Origin of the sequence: Prochlorococcus marinus subsp. pastoris str. CCMP1986, from assembly GCF_000011465.1 — a bacterium.
GTDB classification, from domain to species: Bacteria; Cyanobacteriota; Cyanobacteriia; order PCC-6307; family Cyanobiaceae; genus Prochlorococcus_A; species Prochlorococcus_A pastoris.
In genome coordinates, this window is record NC_005072.1 from 455,738 (window position 1) to 473,965 (window position 18,228).

At 30.9% G+C, this 18,228-nt stretch carries 17 protein-coding genes; 8 read left to right on the top strand and 9 right to left on the bottom strand.

The annotated features are described in order from the left end of the window. The first annotated feature begins 89 nt into the window (after positions 1 to 89). Positions 90 to 896 (top strand): prohibitin family protein, encoded by an 807-nt coding sequence (locus TX50_RS02600; protein ID WP_011132117.1) that lies wholly within the window; start codon positions 90 to 92, stop codon positions 894 to 896. 4 nt (positions 897 to 900) lie between these two features. Here the strand turns inward: TX50_RS02600 and hemL are convergent, their stop codons facing one another. Together hemL and xth are read right to left on the bottom strand one after the other, a co-directional pair. After that, positions 901 to 2,202, bottom strand: a complete 1,302-nt coding sequence (hemL, locus tag TX50_RS02605) for a glutamate-1-semialdehyde 2,1-aminomutase (protein ID WP_011132118.1) — start codon at positions 2,200 to 2,202, stop codon at positions 901 to 903. 227 nt (positions 2,203 to 2,429) lie between these two features. Continuing rightward, positions 2,430 to 3,275, bottom strand: a complete 846-nt coding sequence (gene xth / locus TX50_RS02610) for an exodeoxyribonuclease III (protein WP_011132119.1) — start codon at positions 3,273 to 3,275, stop codon at positions 2,430 to 2,432. A 72-nt stretch (positions 3,276 to 3,347) separates the two neighbouring features. On the opposite strand from xth, the gene TX50_RS02615 reads away from it, so the two are divergent. The 4 genes from TX50_RS02615 (at position 3,348) to TX50_RS02630 (ending at position 6,532) form a co-directional block, all read left to right on the top strand. Further along, positions 3,348 to 3,644 carry a hypothetical protein gene (locus TX50_RS02615; RefSeq protein WP_011132120.1) on the top strand — a complete coding sequence of 99 codons (297 nt, stop codon included), beginning with the start codon at positions 3,348 to 3,350 and terminating at the stop codon, positions 3,642 to 3,644. Positions 3,645 to 3,689: 45 nt separating this feature from the next. Further along, positions 3,690 to 4,289 (top strand): hypothetical protein, encoded by a 600-nt coding sequence (locus TX50_RS02620; protein WP_011132121.1) that lies wholly within the window; start codon positions 3,690 to 3,692, stop codon positions 4,287 to 4,289. A 66-nt stretch (positions 4,290 to 4,355) separates the two neighbouring features. Continuing rightward, complete coding sequence (gene larC / locus TX50_RS02625; RefSeq protein WP_011132122.1) at positions 4,356 to 5,579, top strand: nickel pincer cofactor biosynthesis protein LarC; 1,224 nt, start codon at positions 4,356 to 4,358, stop codon at positions 5,577 to 5,579. Positions 5,580 to 5,587: 8 nt separating this feature from the next. Beyond that, complete coding sequence (locus TX50_RS02630; protein WP_011132123.1) at positions 5,588 to 6,532, top strand: lysylphosphatidylglycerol synthase domain-containing protein; 945 nt, start codon at positions 5,588 to 5,590, stop codon at positions 6,530 to 6,532. Here the strand turns inward: TX50_RS02630 and TX50_RS02635 are convergent. Genes TX50_RS02635 through TX50_RS02650 form a run of 4 tightly spaced genes read right to left on the bottom strand, consistent with a single transcriptional unit; the run spans position 6,529 to position 10,009 of the window. Further along, complete coding sequence (locus tag TX50_RS02635) at positions 6,529 to 8,124, bottom strand: ABC transporter permease (RefSeq protein WP_011132124.1); 1,596 nt, start codon at positions 8,122 to 8,124, stop codon at positions 6,529 to 6,531. The genes TX50_RS02630 and TX50_RS02635 overlap by 4 nt on opposite strands. Further along, positions 8,087 to 9,181 (bottom strand): CobW family GTP-binding protein, encoded by a 1,095-nt coding sequence (locus tag TX50_RS02640; protein WP_011132125.1) that lies wholly within the window; start codon positions 9,179 to 9,181, stop codon positions 8,087 to 8,089. The genes TX50_RS02635 and TX50_RS02640 overlap by 38 nt, the downstream gene beginning before the upstream one ends. A gap of 45 nt (positions 9,182 to 9,226) precedes the next feature. After that, positions 9,227 to 9,517: a 4a-hydroxytetrahydrobiopterin dehydratase gene (locus TX50_RS02645; RefSeq protein ID WP_011132126.1), complete on the bottom strand. Its 291-nt coding sequence runs from the start codon at positions 9,515 to 9,517 to the stop codon at positions 9,227 to 9,229. A 6-nt stretch (positions 9,518 to 9,523) separates the two neighbouring features. Continuing rightward, positions 9,524 to 10,009 (bottom strand): secondary thiamine-phosphate synthase enzyme YjbQ, encoded by a 486-nt coding sequence (locus TX50_RS02650; RefSeq protein ID WP_011132127.1) that lies wholly within the window; start codon positions 10,007 to 10,009, stop codon positions 9,524 to 9,526. A gap of 109 nt (positions 10,010 to 10,118) precedes the next feature. Here TX50_RS02650 and TX50_RS02655 point away from each other — a divergent pair, with 109 nt between their 5' ends. Beyond that, complete coding sequence (locus tag TX50_RS02655; RefSeq protein ID WP_011132128.1) at positions 10,119 to 11,624, top strand: carboxypeptidase M32; 1,506 nt, start codon at positions 10,119 to 10,121, stop codon at positions 11,622 to 11,624. 62 nt (positions 11,625 to 11,686) lie between these two features. Further along, positions 11,687 to 12,274: an inorganic diphosphatase gene (locus TX50_RS02660; RefSeq protein ID WP_011132129.1), complete on the top strand. Its 588-nt coding sequence runs from the start codon at positions 11,687 to 11,689 to the stop codon at positions 12,272 to 12,274. Positions 12,275 to 12,280: 6 nt separating this feature from the next. Here TX50_RS02660 and hemC read toward each other — a convergent pair whose 3' ends face one another. Continuing rightward, on the bottom strand, positions 12,281 to 13,231 hold the full coding sequence (hemC, locus tag TX50_RS02665) for a hydroxymethylbilane synthase (protein ID WP_011132130.1): 951 nt from the start codon (positions 13,229 to 13,231) through the stop codon (positions 12,281 to 12,283). Between the two features lie 94 nt (positions 13,232 to 13,325). Continuing rightward, positions 13,326 to 14,516, bottom strand: coding sequence for an RNA polymerase sigma factor RpoD (gene rpoD, locus TX50_RS02670; protein ID WP_011132131.1), 1,191 nt, complete (start codon positions 14,514 to 14,516; stop codon positions 13,326 to 13,328). Positions 14,517 to 14,844: 328 nt separating this feature from the next. On the opposite strand from rpoD, the gene priA reads away from it, so the two are divergent. Continuing rightward, on the top strand, positions 14,845 to 17,121 hold the full coding sequence (gene priA / locus TX50_RS02675; protein ID WP_011132132.1) for a replication restart helicase PriA: 2,277 nt from the start codon (positions 14,845 to 14,847) through the stop codon (positions 17,119 to 17,121). On the opposite strand, the gene TX50_RS02680 is transcribed toward priA, so the two are convergent. Further along, a complete protein-coding gene (locus tag TX50_RS02680) occupies positions 17,122 to 18,228 on the bottom strand; it encodes a DUF3153 domain-containing protein (RefSeq protein ID WP_011132133.1) in 1,107 nt (368 codons plus the stop codon). It abuts the gene before it with no gap.

Genomic DNA, 18,228 nt, shown 5'->3' on the forward strand with positions numbered 1-18,228 from the left:
AACTAATTATTAAAAAAATATTTTAATTAAATACTTAATCAATGCATTAATTAATTTCTTTAAATATAATTAACAAAAAACATATTTAAATGTCAACATCTTTCAAAAATGTCACCCCAACTGGTCCAGGAGGAACAGCTACGTTACTAATTGTTTTATCTTTTACCGGATTTCTTTTACTCACTCAATCTTTATTTGTTGTGCCTTCTGGACAAGTAGCTGTAGTGACTACTTTAGGGAAAGTAAGTGGTGGTTCAAGAAGAGCAGGTTTGAACTTTAAAGTCCCCTTCGTTCAGTCGGTTTTCCCCTTTGATATAAAAACTCAAGTTCAACCTGAGAAATTTGAAACCTTAACAAAAGATCTTCAAGTTATTAGAGCAACAGCTACTGTCAAATATTCTGTTAAGCCAAATGAAGCAGGTAGAATTTTTGCCACAATTGCTAGTAGAAATAGTGATGTTTATCAAAAAATAGTTCAGCCTTCTTTACTTAAAGCTCTAAAATCTGTTTTCTCACAATATGAATTAGAAACAATAGCAACTGAATTTAATGTTATTTCTGAAAAAGTCGCTTCTACCGTAGCTGAGGAATTGAATTCCTTCGATTACGTAGATGTTAAAAGCTTAGATCTTACTGGATTAGAAATTGCCGAGGAATATAGAGCAGCAATTGAACAGAAACAAATTGCAGGACAGCTACTTTTGAGAGCTAAAACAGAAGTTGAAATTGCTGGACAAGAAGCTTTAAGATACGAAACTCTAAACAAAGGCTTAAATGATCAAGTCCTCTTTAAACTATTTTTAGATAAATGGGATGGAAGTACTCAAGTGGTTCCTGGCCTTCCTGGAACTAGTGGATCAATGCCTCCGGTTATCGTAGGCGGACAAAGTAGATAATATATTAGTTTTTTATGACGCTAAATGATTGATCGAAGGCTTCTAGTGTTCGATCAATTTCTTCTTCACTATGAGCTAATGAAGTAAATCCAGCTTCAAAAGGACTTGGAGCTAAGTACACACCTCTTTTGAGCATTTCCCTATGGAGTTTGCCAAAGAGTTCTGAATTATTTGTTTTAGCTTCTTCGAAATTTCTTACCGGTCCTTCACATAAGAAAAATCCGAACATTGCACTTACGCTCCCACCATTTATTGCAATACCATTATTTTCAGCAGATTGAATAATACCCTCAATTAGTCTAGAGGTTGTTGACTCAAGTTTTTCGTAAGTACCTTCTTGTTTAAGTAACTCAAGAGTTTTAATTCCTGCTGTCATTGCTAGAGGATTTCCACTTAAAGTCCCAGCTTGATATACAGGTCCAGATGGTGCGACCATTGACATTATTTCTTTTTTCCCACCATATGCTCCTACAGGTAAACCTCCCCCAATCACTTTACCGAGAGTTGTTAAATCAGGCGTAACTCCGAACTTTTCTTGCGCTCCTCCATAGCTAATTCTGAAACCAGTCATTACTTCATCAAAAACTAGTAAAGATCCATTTTCAGTTGTTAACTCTCTCAATCCTTCAAGGAAACCAGGTTCAGGAGTAATAAATCCGGCATTACCAACTATAGGCTCAAGAATTACTCCTGATATTGCATCAGGATTCTCAGAAAATAATTTTTTTACGGCTTCAAGATCGTTGTAAGGAGCAGTTAGAGTGTTAGCTGTTGTAGTTCTTGGAACTCCTGGGGAATCTGGCAAGCCTAAAGTAGCTACTCCAGAACCAGCTTTTACCAAAAACATATCAGCATGACCGTGATAGCACCCATCAAATTTTATTACTTTATCTCTCCCTGTAAATGCTCTCATTAGCCTTAAAACTGCCATACAGGCTTCCGTACCACTGTTTACAAATCTAACCATTTCAACCGATGGAACAGCATCTATTACCATTTCTGCAAGTTTATTCTCTAATACACAAGGTGCTCCAAAACTAGTACCTTTTTCAATTGCTTCTTGCAATGCTGTAATCACTTCGGGATGAGCGTGTCCACAAATAGCTGGACCCCAACTACCTATGTAATCAATATACCTATTCCCATCAATGTCCCAAGCATAGGGGCCTTTTACTCTATCAAAAACGATTGGCTGACCACCAACAGACTTAAATGCTCTCACTGGGGAACTAACCCCTCCTGGCATTAGTTCTAAAGCTGAAGAGAATACTTCTTCAGAATAAGTAGTTTTTAATATGTCAGTCAAAATTTAAATGAGTGTAGTTTTGAGAAAATCTCATGATGTTCTAACTTATAAATAAGTAAAAATTTTGTCAATTAGGTAAAAATTCTACATCATGATATTTTTACTGCGATACTTTGGAATGTAAATAATTAATTTTGAGGAAAATTTGAAATAAAGTTGGTTTGTTTTTACATTACTCTTTAATATTAAGCGTTTTGAGGGTTATAAAAAATTAAGATCTTTTGTAATTATATTTCGAAAAGATCATCATCAACATCTAAGTAGTCTTCATAGTGACTATCGATCTCTAAATTAATTAATACTGGAGCATGATCACTAGGTTGTAAATTTTCTCTTTGATTCCTTTCTATTACACAACTTTTAAGTTTTGATGAAAGATTTTTACTGATATAAATATGGTCTATTCTCCAACCTTTATTTAGCTCATACGCATTATTACGGTAATCCCACCAACTCCAATGCCCAGTATTCTTCTCGAAAATCCGAAAAGAATCAATAAATCTTCCTTTAAGAACATTATTGAGTGCTTCTCTTTCAATCTTTGAAGCCATTATTCCCCCTTCGTATTTTTGAGGGGTATGTATATCTATTTCGCTTGGAGCTATATTAAAATCACCTACCAAACAGACTAAATCATCATTTTTTACCTGATCATCTAAGAATGCTGATAAATAATTTAACCATTGAATCTTATAATCGTATTTCTCAGAATCTATTGAAGAACCGTTTGGAACATAAACATTTATTATTTTTAACCCATTGATTTCTGCAGAAATTAACCGTTTTTGCTCATTAATGTCGATAGAAATCCCTCCTGTCTTATTCTCATTAGTAAATCCTTTCTTTACATTTTCAATCTTAAACTTACTTATTATTGCAACCCCATTGTAAGATTTTTGCCCATGGATAATAACTTCATAACCTAATTCTTCAAAATGCGATGAAGGGAAAGCATCGTCTATAACTTTAGTTTCTTGTAGACAAAGGATATCTGGATTTACCTCTTTAATCCAATTAATAATTTGAGAAAGCCTTGTTCTTACAGAGTTTACATTCCAAGTTGCTATTAACAATTTTTTACCAAATTATGTAAAATTAAGATAGCAAATAATTTTAAATCTTAAATTATTTTGAAATTAAACAAAATGAAATTCAAATTAAACAAAAAGATATCAAGTTTAGTGAAAATTTGCATTTTATTTGTTTCATTCATTAATATCAAATCGACTAAATTAAATGCAGAAGAGTCATACCTTAACGAAATTGAATTTGATAGCTCTACAAAAATTGACACAGATAGTTCAGCTTTACCTACTAACCCATTCGAATTAGTTGAGATGATTAGAAGGGCTAATAGTATGAATGATGCGACTAAACCATCTGATGCTATAGATGATGCATTAAAATTATTTAATAAGATTGAAGTAAAAGAAACCCCTTAATCCAGGAAATATCTTATTAAAAACATTTCTCAAACATAACTAAATATGATTAAAAATCCTATCCAAGAAGTTACAAATAAATTACAGTACAGGGCAATAGGTATTGTTAAAGGTATTTATAAGCCAAATAATATTGATCAATTAAATAGAGGAACATTAACTGATAAGGAAGGAAAAATAATTGAAACAGTTATTCTTGGTAAAGCTATAGCGCTGATAAAAAAATATATCAATTTAGAGAAGGATTATTTTTGGATTGTTTATCCCAGAAATAAAAACATTAATAATCTACATTTACAGGTAGCTGGTATATGGGATCCTTATCAGTTAAATCAATTTGATAAAAATAATTCTGAAAAGGATCCTAATCAGTTATTAGAAGAATTAAATTTAAATAATAATTATTTTTCAATAAGAGGAGAATTGGTCTATGTAAATATAAAAAAGAAAGAGATTGTTATCAAAATTTGTTCTTCTCCACCTTCAAAGAGGTCAAAATATTTAACTTTTAAAATTATTATTGAAGGAGAGATCCCTCTTCAATTTCTGAATAACTTTGTAAGCCTCGATGTGATAAGAGATGGAAATACTCTGAGAATGGCTAAGTACGAAATTATCGAAAAAATAAAACCTGAAAAAGTATAGAATTGATTATTATTGTCAATTTCTAATCACTTGAATTCTTATTTATTCAAAAATTTATAAAGGATTATGGAAGAAATTTTAATTGAGTGTTCTCCTGGGGTCTCTGGAGATATGTTATTGGGCGCTTTTTATGATTTGGGGGTGCCAAAAGATGAAATTGAGAAAAAACTCGCATGTTTTGGATTAGAAAATTTATATTATTTAAACTTTAGAGAATCTCAAAATTGTTCAATTCGAGGAATAAAGGTTGATGTTGAGAAATTTGATCAAAGTACTAAAAGAGATTGGAAAAGTATTAAAAATTTAATTCTGAAGACTCAATTAGAAGAACAATTAAAAAAAAGAATTTATGAAGTTTTCGAGTCTTTAGCTTTAGCAGAAGGAAGAGTTCATGGTATTAACCCAGAAGAAGTTCATTTTCATGAGATAGGTGCAATCGATTCCTTAGTAGATATTATTGGAGTCTGTACTTCAATTGAATATTTAAAGCCAAAGAAGGTTTTTTGTAATGAACCTACTTTAGGGAGAGGTTTTATTAAGGCTGATCATGGCAAATTATCAGTACCATCTCCTGCGGTAATAGAGTTATTAAGAAAAAAAAATATTAAGGTGATCTCAAATATTGATTCTATAGAGGGCGAATTGTCTACTCCAACGGGAATAGCTTTACTTTGTAATTTAGTTGAATCTTTCCAAATTCCTTATAAATATTCTATTGATTCCTATGGAGTAGGTCTTGGGAATTTAAATCTTCCATGCCCAAATTTGGTTAGGGTTTTAAAAATTAATTCTAGTGATGAGAATTTGATAGATCAAAAAATTAGTCCAAGATATGAGGAGATTTGTGTTCAAGAGGCATGGATTGATGATCAAACGTCTGAAGAACTAGCTAATTTAATTGAGCGATTTAGAAAAGAAGGAGCTTATGATGTTTCGTCTCAGTCTATTAATATGAAAAAAAACCGAATAGGTTTTTCTATCCAAGTTATCTTGCCTATTAAAAAGCAGGAGTATTTTAGGAAATTATGGTTTGAATTTTCTACTACTATAGGTTTGAGAGAAAGAATACAAGCGAGGTGGGTTTTACTGAGAAGAAAGGGGGAGTGTCTAACAACTTTTGGAAAAGTTAAATTTAAACAATCAATGAAACCTAACGGAACTATTTATATGAAACCAGAGAATGATGAAATTTTTAGATTGCAAATTGAGAATAATAAAACAGCTGAAGAAGTAAGAACTATCATTACAGAAACATGCAAGGAATTTAAAGCTTTTGAAGATTGGAAATAAGAATTAATATGCAAAAAGTTTATTTTATAAATCTTTTAAAGAATATTGACTTTGTAATCCTGAAGAAACTTTTTTTTCTTTTGAGTATATCTTATTTCTCTTTTTACTTTTTTAAAAGTTTTGATCAAATTTCATTAAATATTGATTTTGATAGAAATGGAAATTATATATTTTTATCATTTTTATTTTGTATATTAAGTATTTATTTTAATGGACTAGCTTGGAAAAATATAGTTGCTTGGTTTGGTAAAACCAAGATTAAAGAGAGTTTAATTTCCTTTTATGTCCTGACGAATATTCTTAAATATGTGCCAGGAGGTATTTGGCATTTCTTTGAAAGATATAACTTTCTAAAAGATATTAGTAATCCTCAATTAGCTTTTTATTCGACACTAATTGAACCTTATTTTATGTTGTGTGCATCTTTCTTATTGGCTTCAGTTGGTATGATTTTTTCCCCATTTTATTTTTTATTACTCATACCCTTAATATTTCTGAATAGAAAATTAATTTTCCATATTTTAGAAAGGTTAGAAACCTTAAAAGGTAAAACCATTAAATCTTTAAAAATTAACAATGAAAAGTATCGATTTGAGGAAAGAATAAAAATAATTTCTTTCTTTCCTGCGAGAGCTTTTTTGATTGAGATTCTTTTTGTATTATCAAAATTTATTGGATTTATTATTTGCTTTTATATAGTTAATTTAGATAATCAATATAGTATTTTTTATTTATTGGTAATTTTTTGTTTGTCCTGGGCTATTGGATTAATAGTACCTGCTGCCCCAGGAGGGGTAGGGGTATTTGAGGCTTGTTTTCTCTTTTTTTGTGGAAAAAATATTCCACACAATATAATTTTTCCAAGTTTAATTTATTTTAGATTGATATCTACCTCGGCAGATTTATTTTTAGGTCTTCCATTCTTATTAAGAAAATTTTTAAAGAAAATTTAGTCCTTTTTTTCTAAGCTTGGAATTAATGTACTTGATGCAATTAGACCCAAGACTGTTATAAAGAATGCAGGTAATAAGGCTTCTGCCATTCGCTCATCTCCAGCATATTGATATATCCTTACAGATAAAGTATCAAAGTCGAAAGGTCTAAGAATAAATGTAATTGGTAACTCCTTAATGGTGTCTACAAATACTAAAAGTGATCCAACAAAGATTGGACCTTTTAATAGTGGAATATGTATCTTCTTGATAACACCAAACCAATTAGAGCCTAGTCCCTTTGCGGCCTCATCAAGGGTTGGAGATATTCTTTCAAATCCAGAATCAAGAGAACCTTTTGAAATAGTTAAAAATCGAACTACGTAACCCCAGATCAGAAGGAATATAGGAATAAAATAGAACTTTGAATTGGAAATACTTATTAATGAGATAGCTAATACAGTTCCTGGGATTGCATATCCAATACCTGCTGGGAATGTTATTAATCTCATAAGTAAATTCTTATTCTGACGATTAGATAGCGTTAATATTAAAGAGAAAATTAACGCTACTAATGCAGCAATTATTCCAAGGCTAATAGTTCTTAAAGTAAGAGATATTAATTCTGTTGTGAATCCTTTTTTTAACTGATCAATATTTAATAGAAACCAAGAAAATGGAATTCCAATAGCAAATAATGGGGGTAATGAAGTAAATAAATATGCTATGTAAGACCTATTTCCTTTTAACTTAAATCCCAGAGAACTTAATGAGGCAGGATTTTCACTCCAACTCTTTGTCTTCCTTCTTGAAAGTTTTTCAAACAAAATTAAAGTAAAAACTATTATTAAAGCAACTAATGATAATCCAATAGCGCTCTTAGGATTACCTTCAATGATCCAATTTTCAGTAATACCTTTAGAAATACTTGGAATATTTAGTAACTCAACTGTCCCTAAATCATTCATAACTTCCATACACATAAGGCTGATTCCAGTTATTAATGCTGGGAAAGCCATTGGAAGAGCAATTTTAAAAAAGCTGCCCCATGGTCCAACTCCTAATCCTCTACTAGCATTAATTTGATTAACTCCAAATTTATTAAAACTTTCGTTAGCAAGTAAGAAAACATAAGGGTAAGTAGTAATTGAGAGTATAAGAACTCCCCACCAGAAACCACTTATTTGGTAACCTAAAATACTTCCTAAATCCTGCAATACTGCAGTTAACAAATATGCAGGAGTTGCTAGTGGAATTAGTTGAAAAATACGAAGAGTTTTCCTTAATCTAAATTCGCAATTTGATAGTAACCAGCCATTTAAGGTCCCTAAACCACCTCCTAGAAAACTAGTAAGTATTAAAAGTTTTAATGTGCCAAGTATTTCTTTTCTTCCAGAAATACCTAAAGAAAAATTACCACCTAAAATAAAATCTATTCCTTCAATTAAGAAATTAAAAATAGGTATTATAAGTGTAAATGCAACTATTAAAGAAGCAATATTTAAAGGTTTTAAATCTGATATTAAATTCTTTGTTTGTTTAATAAAAATTTTTCTAATATTAAATTGTACTTTATTATGCTTCTTCTCTATAATTAAATCTACAACAATCAAGCTGATTCTTAATAGTTTGATGATCTAAATCTTTTCCTATTAGAACAATTTTATTTGATTTTTTATTTTCCCATTCACAGTCATCAAGAGAAAAACGTTTACCAGATAAATGAAAAATATGTTTTCTTTCGCTTTCCATAAACCATAAAATGCCTTTAGCTCTAAATACATTTTGTGAGATTTGATTATCTAAGAAGTTTTGAAACTTTCTTAAAGAAAATGGTTCATTCGTCTTAAAAGAAATAGATGTAAATCCTTCTATGTTATTTATTAAATCATGAGAATGGGAAGAGTGATCATGAGAATGGGAAGAGTGATCATGAGAATGGGAAGAGTGATCATGAGAATGGGAAGAGTGATCATGAGAATGGGAAGAGTGATCATGAGAATGGGAAGAGTGATCATGAGAATCTTGATTACTAATCATTTTCTCTTTAAATTGAAAAGTATCTGTTTCGAAAAGTCCCACACTCATTATTGTTTGCAAACCAACTTCACTATTAATCGATCTCAAAATTCTTGGTTCTTTTTTTATCCCATTAATGTATTGTTCTATCTTTTTCAAATGTGTATCAGTTACTAAATCACATTTATTTAGTAGTAAAATATCACCATATAGAATTTGTGAGTAGGCAACATTAGAGTTTTTTAAATCAAAATCAAAGTTATCTGCATCAATAATAGTAATAATGGAATCTAATCTTACTTTTTCTCTAAGATCACCCCCGGCAAAAGTCATTGCTACAGGGAGTGGATCTGCAAGTCCAGTAGTCTCAACAATTAAATAATCTATTTTTTCAGGTCTATCTAATATCTTAGAAACAGTGTTTAATAATTCTCCGTTTATTGTGCAACAAATGCATCCGTTATTTAATTCGATCATATCTTCAGCAGTTTTTATAATTAATTCATTATCAATACCTATCTCTCCAAATTCATTAACTAAAACAGCCGTTTTAATTCCAACTTGATTTTTTAAAATATGATTTAAAAGTGTAGTTTTACCTGAACCCAAGAATCCACTAATAATCGTAATAGGGAGTAAATTTTCTGCCATTTTGATGGTTATTTTGAAACTAATATAGTTTTTATGAATTGTAAATTATTTTTCGAAAATATCATTAATTTCTGAAGCGATTGTTTGATCTAAATTAGTAATTCCGCCTAAATCATGAGTACTTAGTTTAATTATTACTTTTGAATAAACATTTTCCCAATTTGGATGATGGTTATGTTTCTCGCAAATTAAAGCAATCTTTGTCATAAAGGAGAAGGCTTCTACAAAATTACTAAAATTGAATTCTCTTTCAATATGATTTGTCATAATTCTCCATCCTCCTATTTTTGCAGATAGTTCTTTTAATTCCTCATGTTCTAAAAGGTATGGTTTCATAACTATTTATTGTGACTGTTTACTACTATAGATACTTGATTTTTTTTTTCCAATAATATGAACACTTATACTTCTTTTTTTTGTACTAAATCGATGTTCCCATAAATAAATTGCTTGCCAAGTGCCAAGTATGAGTCTACCTTTTTGAAAGCTTAAAGACAAATTAGTATTTGTTAAAGCAGTTTTAATATGAGCTGGCATATCGTCCTCTCCTTCTTGAAAATGTTCATAATATATCTCCTCTCTTTCTTTTGATAACGAGGTATAACAGTTGTACGGAACTATAGATTTAATGAACTTTTCTAGATCTTTAAGAACATTTGGATCTGCATTTTCATTAATAGTCAAACTACAACTTGTGTGTAGTGAGGTTAAGCAAAAAATTCCTGAATCAAAATTACTTTTTTGTATGAATAAATTTAAATCATCAGTAATATCAGTGAAACCCTCCCCGTTGGTTATAAAGTTTAATTTTGAGAAAATTTGTTCCATAAATATTTAAAGTCCTAATAAGCAATATCCTATTATGAATATAGTTTGAAAATTTTATACTTAGAAAAATATTTTGTCTTAAAATAATAAATAATTAAGTTAAATATTTTTGTCTGAAAAAGAATGGAATAAGCTTGGAGCTTATTTAAAAGAAACTCAAATATTAGGCTCAATACAGAGTACTCTATATTGGGATCAAAATACGGGTATGCCCAAAAAAGGAGCGTCTTGGAGATCTGAACAACTTACGTATATCGCAAAAATACTGCATAAGAGAAATTCCTCTGAAGAGTTTTCAGATTTAATTAAGGCTGCTCAGGATGAGTTTAGAGGTGGCTTAGACAAATCATTAAATCAAGAAATTATTCGAAGTAAAAAAAGAAACCTTGAATTATTAATCAAGGAATTTAATAGGCAAAAAAATTTAGATGCTAAACTAGTTGAAGCACTTGCTAAAGCTAAATCAAAAGGTTATGAAAGTTGGCAAGAAGCCAAAAGAAAATCCGATTTTGAGATTTTCTTACCAATTTTTAAAAATTTGATCGAATTACGTATTGAAGAGACAAAACAAATATCAGATAAATACACACCTTGGGAAACTTTAGCTCAACCTTTTGAGCCGGATTTAACTCTGGAGTGGTTAAATAAAATTTTCCAGCCACTTAAAGAAACTATCCCATCTCTAATAAGTGATCTCAATAAATCAGAAAAGTACCACTGGGATTTAAGTCCTAAATCTCAGCAAAATTTATGTTCTAAATTACTTGATGAGTTTGGGAGAGATGAAGATCTAGTAGTTGTTGCAAAATCTCCCCATCCTTTTTCTATTACTTTAGGCCCAGATGACTATAGGATTACTACTAGAGTTGTAGAAGGGGAACCCTTATCAAGTTTTCTAGCTACTGCGCATGAGTGGGGACATTCGATTTATGAGCAGGGTTTGCCATCTCAGAGTCATCAATGGTTTGCGTGGCCTTTGGGTCAAGCAACATCAATGGGTGTTCATGAAAGCCAATCTTTATTTTGGGAAAATAGGATAGTTAAATCAAAATCTTTTTCCAAAAGGTTTTTCAAACATTTTGTTTCTGAGGGTTGTTCTTTAAATAACCATTTAGAACTTTGGAAATCTATTAACCATTTGAAAGCAGGTTTAAATAGAGTTGAGGCAGATGAATTAAGCTATGGGTTGCATATTTTAATTAGAACTGAACTTGAAATAGATTTAATTGAAGGAGGTCTAGAAGCGAAAGATGTTCCATCAGAATGGAACAAAAGATATGAGGAACTTTTAGGGATTAGACCATCAAATGATGCTGAGGGTTGTTTGCAAGATGTTCATTGGAGTGAAGGAGCATTTGGATATTTCCCTTCGTACTTATTAGGGCATCTTATAAGTGCACAAATCTCTTCGCAAATGGAAAAGGAAATAGGATTAATTGATAATTTAGTTGAAGATGGGGAATATGAAAAAATAATTTTATGGTTAAAAAATAATATTCACAACTATGGAAGATCTGTTAACTCTATGAAACTAGTGAGAAATGTCACTGGAGAAGAACTAACATCAAAGTACTTTGTTAATCATTTGAGATCGAAAATAAAAGATTTCTGCTAAAAATTTACGTTTTAGAATTTGATTGAGTGTGAGGATGTAGGATAAATAAAAATAATTTTTTGATGGCAAACCTTAATCAACCCCCAAGTAGAGTTACCCCAAATTTATTGCATATTTTAGATGCTTTTACAGACAATACAAAATCAATCGTTAATACAATAGTTGAGTTAAATTCTAATACTATAAATAAGTATGAGTTAATTACTGAAACGGGACATTTGAAACTTGATAGAGTTGGTTATTCATCACTTGCATACCCTTTTGCTTATGGATGTATTCCAAGAACTTGGGATGAGGATGGTGATCCTCTTGATATTGAAATAGTTGGTGTTACAGAACCACTAGTGCCAGGTTCAATCGTAGAGTCAAGGATAATTGGAGTGATGAAATTTGATGATGGAGGAGAAGTTGATGACAAAGTAATTGCTGTCCTATCAGATGATAAGAGAATGGATCATATTCATACTTTTGAGGATCTTGGGGAACATTGGCTTAATGAGACCAAGTATTATTGGGAACATTATAAAGATCTAAAAAAACCAGGGACATGTACTGTTAATGGCTTTTATGGAATTGAAGAAGCTGTTAAAGTAATTCAAGATTGTGAATCTAGATACCAAAAAGAAATTGAACCTAAATTAGTTGATTAACAAAAATTACTTATCTCTAAATTGTTCAAATATTTCCGAAAGAATTTTATCAGCCCCCTGAAGTTTTAGCTTTTCAGCTAATTTCTTACCAACTTCCTCTGGATATTTAATATTTCCTATCGATTCATTTTTAATAAGTCTTTTCCCATCGATAGATGCGACCATTCCTATTAGGGCTATTTCATCATTTTGAATACTACTATTAACTCCTATAGGAACTTGACATCCCCCTTCAAGTTCTCTTAAAAAAGATCTTTCTGCTAAACATCTTTGGCTCGAAACCTTATCTTCTAGGACACTTATAATTTTAAGAACTTCTTTATCATCAGATTTACATTCAATTCCTAAAGCACCTTGGCCAACGGCATGAAGGGAAATCTCATTAGGAATAATTTGGTGAACTCTTGATTCAAATCCTAATCTTTTTAAACCCGCTGCAGCTAGAATAATACAGTCAAATTCTCCTGAATCTAGTTTTTCTATTCTTGTAATAACGTTACCCCTAATATCTTTGAAGTCAAGATGCGGAAATTTATATCTTAATTGAGCAAGTCTCCTTAAAGAACTTGTTCCAACGATTGAACCTGGAGGTAAACTTTCTAATTGATAAATTTTATTTTTTTTGTTAACTACTAAAGCATCTGAAGGGTCTTCTCTTTTTGTAATACATCCTAATGTGAGTCCATCAGGTAAATTAGTAGGCAAATCTTTCAAGGAATGCACTGCAATATCTGCATGTCCCACAAGCATTTGAGCTTCTAGTTCTTTTGTGAAAAGTCCTTTATCTCCTATTTTGGCTAAGGCGACATCAAGAATTTTGTCACCTTGAGTTGCCATGGCCTCTATCGATACTTCCAAGTCAGGAATATTTTTTTCTAATTGCTCTTTAACCCATAATGTTTGAACCATAGCTAATTTACTTCTTCTACTAGCTATCTTTAATTTAAATTTAGTCATTAAATATTGGTTTGATTAGTTTAAGATAAAGTCGCATTTATTTTAAACTAATAGTTGCTAACTTTTCAAAGCCGAAAAATTATATTTAACTTTTTTATTTAATATATTCTTTTAGAACTCCATTTCTGTTTGGATGTCTTAGCTTTCTCAGAGCTTTTGCTTCTATTTGTCTAATTCTCTCTCTTGTAACATCAAAAATTTGTCCTATCTCTTCAAGAGTCTTCATCCTTCCATCATCTATTCCATATCGCAGTCTTAGAACATCCCTTTCTCTTGGGCTTAAAGTCGCCAAAACCCCTTCTAAATCTTCTCTCAATAAAGTCTTAGATACATCTTGTTCTGGATTTTCAATATCAGCTTCTATAAAGTCTCCAAGCCTTGAATCCTCTTCTTTACCTATTGGTGTCTCTAATGAGATTGGAAGCTGAGCACTTTTAGCTATAAATCTTAATTTTTCAATTGTCATTTCCATACTCTCAGCTATTTCTTCTTCGCTAGGCTTTCTTCCAAACTCTTGACTAAGAACTTTTGTTGTTTTTTTTATTCTAGAAATTGTTTCATATAAGTGAACAGGCAATCTAATCGTTCTACTTTGATCTGCTATCGCTCGTGTTATCGCTTGACGAATCCACCAAGTAGCATAAGTAGAAAATTTATAACCTTTTTCATGGTCAAATTTTTCGGCAGCTCTGATTAAACCTAAGCTTCCTTCTTGTATTAAATCTTGAAAAGATAGGCCTCTATTCATATATTTCTTAGCAATAGAGACAACTAATCTTAAATTAGATTGAACCATCTTCTCTTTAGCTCTTCTCCCTAAGAGAAGTCTTCTTCTGAATTTAGAGAGAGGCATGTCGGTTAATTCAGCCCATTCTCTAACTGAAGGGAAATGTCCTTTCTCAGACTCGTATTGTGTAGCTAGCTCTTCAAGTTGGAGTAGATCAGCTATTTTTCTAGCAAGTTCAATTTCTTCATCAGGTCTTAATAATCTAATTCTTCCAATTTCCTGAAGATAAACTCTTATAGAATCTTCTGTGTATATTCCCTTTGGTCCAAGCTTTACGTTACCAATAGCTTTGGCCTCTTCATCAGAACCATTAAATTCATCTTTATTTTCAATACTGCCTTCATCATTAAGTGGCTTTTGTTTCGAGTTTTGAATAGGATCTTGATACTTGATACTTTCTTCTTCTCGATCGTTTTTAAAATTTGAATCAATTTTTTTATTAATTTTTTTCTTGGAACTAGGATTAGAACTTTTTGATTCTGTTGCGGCTGGACACATAGTGGACTCCTTTCTACGATGAATTTAACTAGGCAAAAATTTAATTAAGACGAATTTATACACTTAGTAGTAAAAGTTTGCCTTAAAGATTAGAAGAACTAACTCACAAAAATTGTGTTTAGATAAAGTTTTTTTTTAATTGTTGAAAAATTTAAATAGTGTTATAGATTACCTAAAGTAAAAAGTCTTAGGATTTCTCAGACTGGCAGATCAATTTTTGAATTTTAATTCAATGATCAAAGCTTCATGTCTCCCTTAAAAACTGAATACTTAAAATATGCAAAAGCACTTTGTGTAATGTTCAACAATCCAATACTAAGAAAAAGTTTTGATGCCGGCAAGTAATAATTTATCAAATACCCTTTATAAGTTTGATGTCTTGCTTGATATAGGTAGTCATACCAACGCTTTTTCTTATTTAGATGGTGATAATCTCGGAGTAGAAATTGGAGATATTGTTTCAGTAAGACTTAAGGGAAGACTCTTGAATGGGCTAACGATTTCTAAAAGTCCTTTTTTAAAGACAGATAAAAATAAAAAAGATTTTGATGAAGAATCTAATTTTGAATATTTATCTATACAAAGTATTGTCCAAAAAAAAGTGATTCAAGATTGGTGGAGAGAATGGTTGGAGGATCTAGCTTTATTTTATCGGGTAACTAGTTTGAAAATGTTTAAAACAGCTTTCCCCCCTGGATGGATTGGTAAACATAAAAAATTATCTCAAAATTTTAAATATCAAATATGGATCGAATCTCAAATAGATTTAGAATTTAATAATGATGACTTAACAAAAAGAGAACTTTCATTAATAAATATATTGCGTCTTAAAGGGAAATGGCAAAGCGAATTATTAAGGTTTGGTTTTAATTCCACAATTATAAATTCAATGGTGAATAAAAAACTACTAATAAAGGCTAAAAGAAAAAAAATAGTTAGTACCAAATTAAGTTCTTTTAAAAATGATTGTATTAAATTAAAAAGACCAAATCTTACTCAGGAACAAAAAAAAATATATGGGGAAATGCAAGAGATGCGACCCGGAGATGTCTGTTTGCTATGGGGAGAAACAGGTTCAGGAAAAACAGAAATTTATATGAGAATGGCTGAAGATCAACTACTTAATAAAAAGAGCTGTCTAATGCTGGCTCCAGAAATTGGCTTAATTCCTCAACTTATTGATAGATTCAGTAAAAGATTTCAAAATGAGGTTTTTGAATATCACAGTAATTGTTCTTCGAGGCATAGAACTTTAGTTTGGAAAAAGATAATAGATGAAGATGAACCTCTTATTGTTATTGGGACAAGGTCCGCAGTATTCCTTCCTATACAGAATTTAGGCTTAATAATTATGGATGAAGAACATGACGTTTCATATAAGCAAGACAGCCCAATGCCTTGTTACGATGCGAGGGATGTCGCTCTTGAAAGAGTAAAAAGAAATCCAGCAAAGCTAATTTTTGGAAGTGCAACTCCATCAATGACAACTTGGAAAAGAGTTGTTTTTGAAAAAAAGTTTAAGATGCTGAGAATGAAAGAAAGAATATCTCGTACTGAAATACCGGAAATCAAAGTTGTTGATATGCGTTGTGAATTTAAAAAGGGTAATACAAAAATCTTTTGTGGCGAATTATTAGAATTAATTTCTCAGCTTAAAGAGAATCAGGAACAAGCAATAGTTTTGATTCCTAGAAGGGGGTATAACGGTTTTCTAAGCTGTAGAAATTGTGGATTTATTATAAATTGCCCTAATTGTGATGTACCTTTATCTGTTCATGCAGGCTCAAAAGGTAAAAAGTGGCTTAGCTGTCACTGGTGTGATCATAAAGCAAAAGTTATCAATACTTGTCCAGATTGTGAATCAAAGGCCTTTAAGCCTTTTGGTATTGGTACTCAAAGGGTTATTGAATTCTTGAATAATGAATTTCCTGAACTGAGGTTACTTCGTTTTGATAGAGATACCACCTCAGGCAAAGATGGTCATAGAAATATTCTTTCAAAGTTTTCTAATGGAAATGCAGATATCCTTGTAGGGACCCAAATGTTAGCGAAAGGTATTGATATTCCTAATGTTACTCTTTCTGTGGTTATTGCCGCAGATGGATTACTTCATCGCCCAGATATTTCAGCTGAAGAAAAATCATTACAATTATTTCTACAATTAGCCGGCAGAGCAGGTAGAGCTAAAAAATCAGGAAAGGTTATCTTTCAAACGTATAAACCAAGTCATCCTGTGCTTTCCTATCTCAAAAATAGAAATTACGAGGGATTTTTACATGAAAGCTCTAAATTAAGAAAAGATGCAAAACTTTTTCCTTTTTGTAAAGTATGCCTTTTAAAGATTTCTGGGAAAAACTTCGAACTTACTGAAATAACTGCGACCAAGCTAGCGAAATATATGATAAGTTTTTGTAAAGATAATAAGTGGACAGTAATTGGTCCTGCTCCAAGTTTAATTGCAAAGGTTGGTAATAAATTTAGGTGGCAAATATTAATACATGGCCCAGAGAATTCGGAATTCCCTCTTCCTGATAGGTCTGATCTTTGGCAAAAAATTCCAAAAAATGTGTTTTTATCAATTGATCTGAATCCAGTAGAGTTATAGCTAATTAGATGGAAGTTCTGGGAAGTTAGATCCTATTTGGTATCTATAAAACCTTAAAAAATAAGCAATAGACATTAACAATAAAATAAGTAAAAATCCTAATAATAATTTGTTCCAATTCCAAAATGAGAACTCCAGGCTATTTAATTCTCCAGGGATTATTTGCCACTTTATAAAATTCTTAGATACTTCTACATTAGAATTTTCTAGATCTTTAACTCTTACTTTGTTTGGGTTAACAATATTGAGAGTTAGTTCTAAATCTTCCCCATATAAAAGATTTTGAAGATCAAAATCTATTCTGAAATTATATTTTTTTAAAAAGAAAAAATTATTTTCAATACTGTCAATTTTTAGATCAGTTGACTCTCCAAACACTTCACTTGCTATTTTTTGTATTTTGTAAAGAGTTTCTTGAGCAGTTTCCATACTTAGATTTTTATTTTTAAATGAAAAATCTAGTTCTCCTGTTGATATTTCTCCATCAGGAAAAATTTCTTTGATTTTTTGTTCGAAATTTATTTGCCAAGGAAATTTTTTAATATATTTGCTTTCAATTTCGAAATTATTATTTATTGCGTCAATCTCACTAATATCGAGAGTATCTTCAACTTTAACGCACCCGCTTAAGAGTGGAATTAGTAATAATAATAATAAAGAAATGATAAATATAAATCCTTTCTGAAATGGCTTTGTTTGACCAGTTGGAATATTTGATGTATCTATAAACTTTTTTTCCTTCTTATGATTATTAGGTTTTAGAGAGGAAAGAGATGTTTTGTCTAAGGCAGGATTACTTTCAAAAGTAATATTCCAATTCTCAGGTTTTTTAATTTCAGGAGAATCGATAATTTCCATTAAATACTTTGCATTTTCTCGCACTTTATAATCAAGAGATTTTAAAAGTTCTTTGCAAAATATTTTTGCCTCTTCCTTTTTATTAATGCCCGATAGGGCTGTAATTAGTATGGTTCGTAAATTTGCACCTTCTTTACTAGAGGGAGGGTAAGATTCGATTATTGGGTATAAATATTCAATACAGAAATTATATTCACCTTTAATAAGAGCTAACTCTGCCTTTTCAACAATTTGCTTGTATGAATCCAT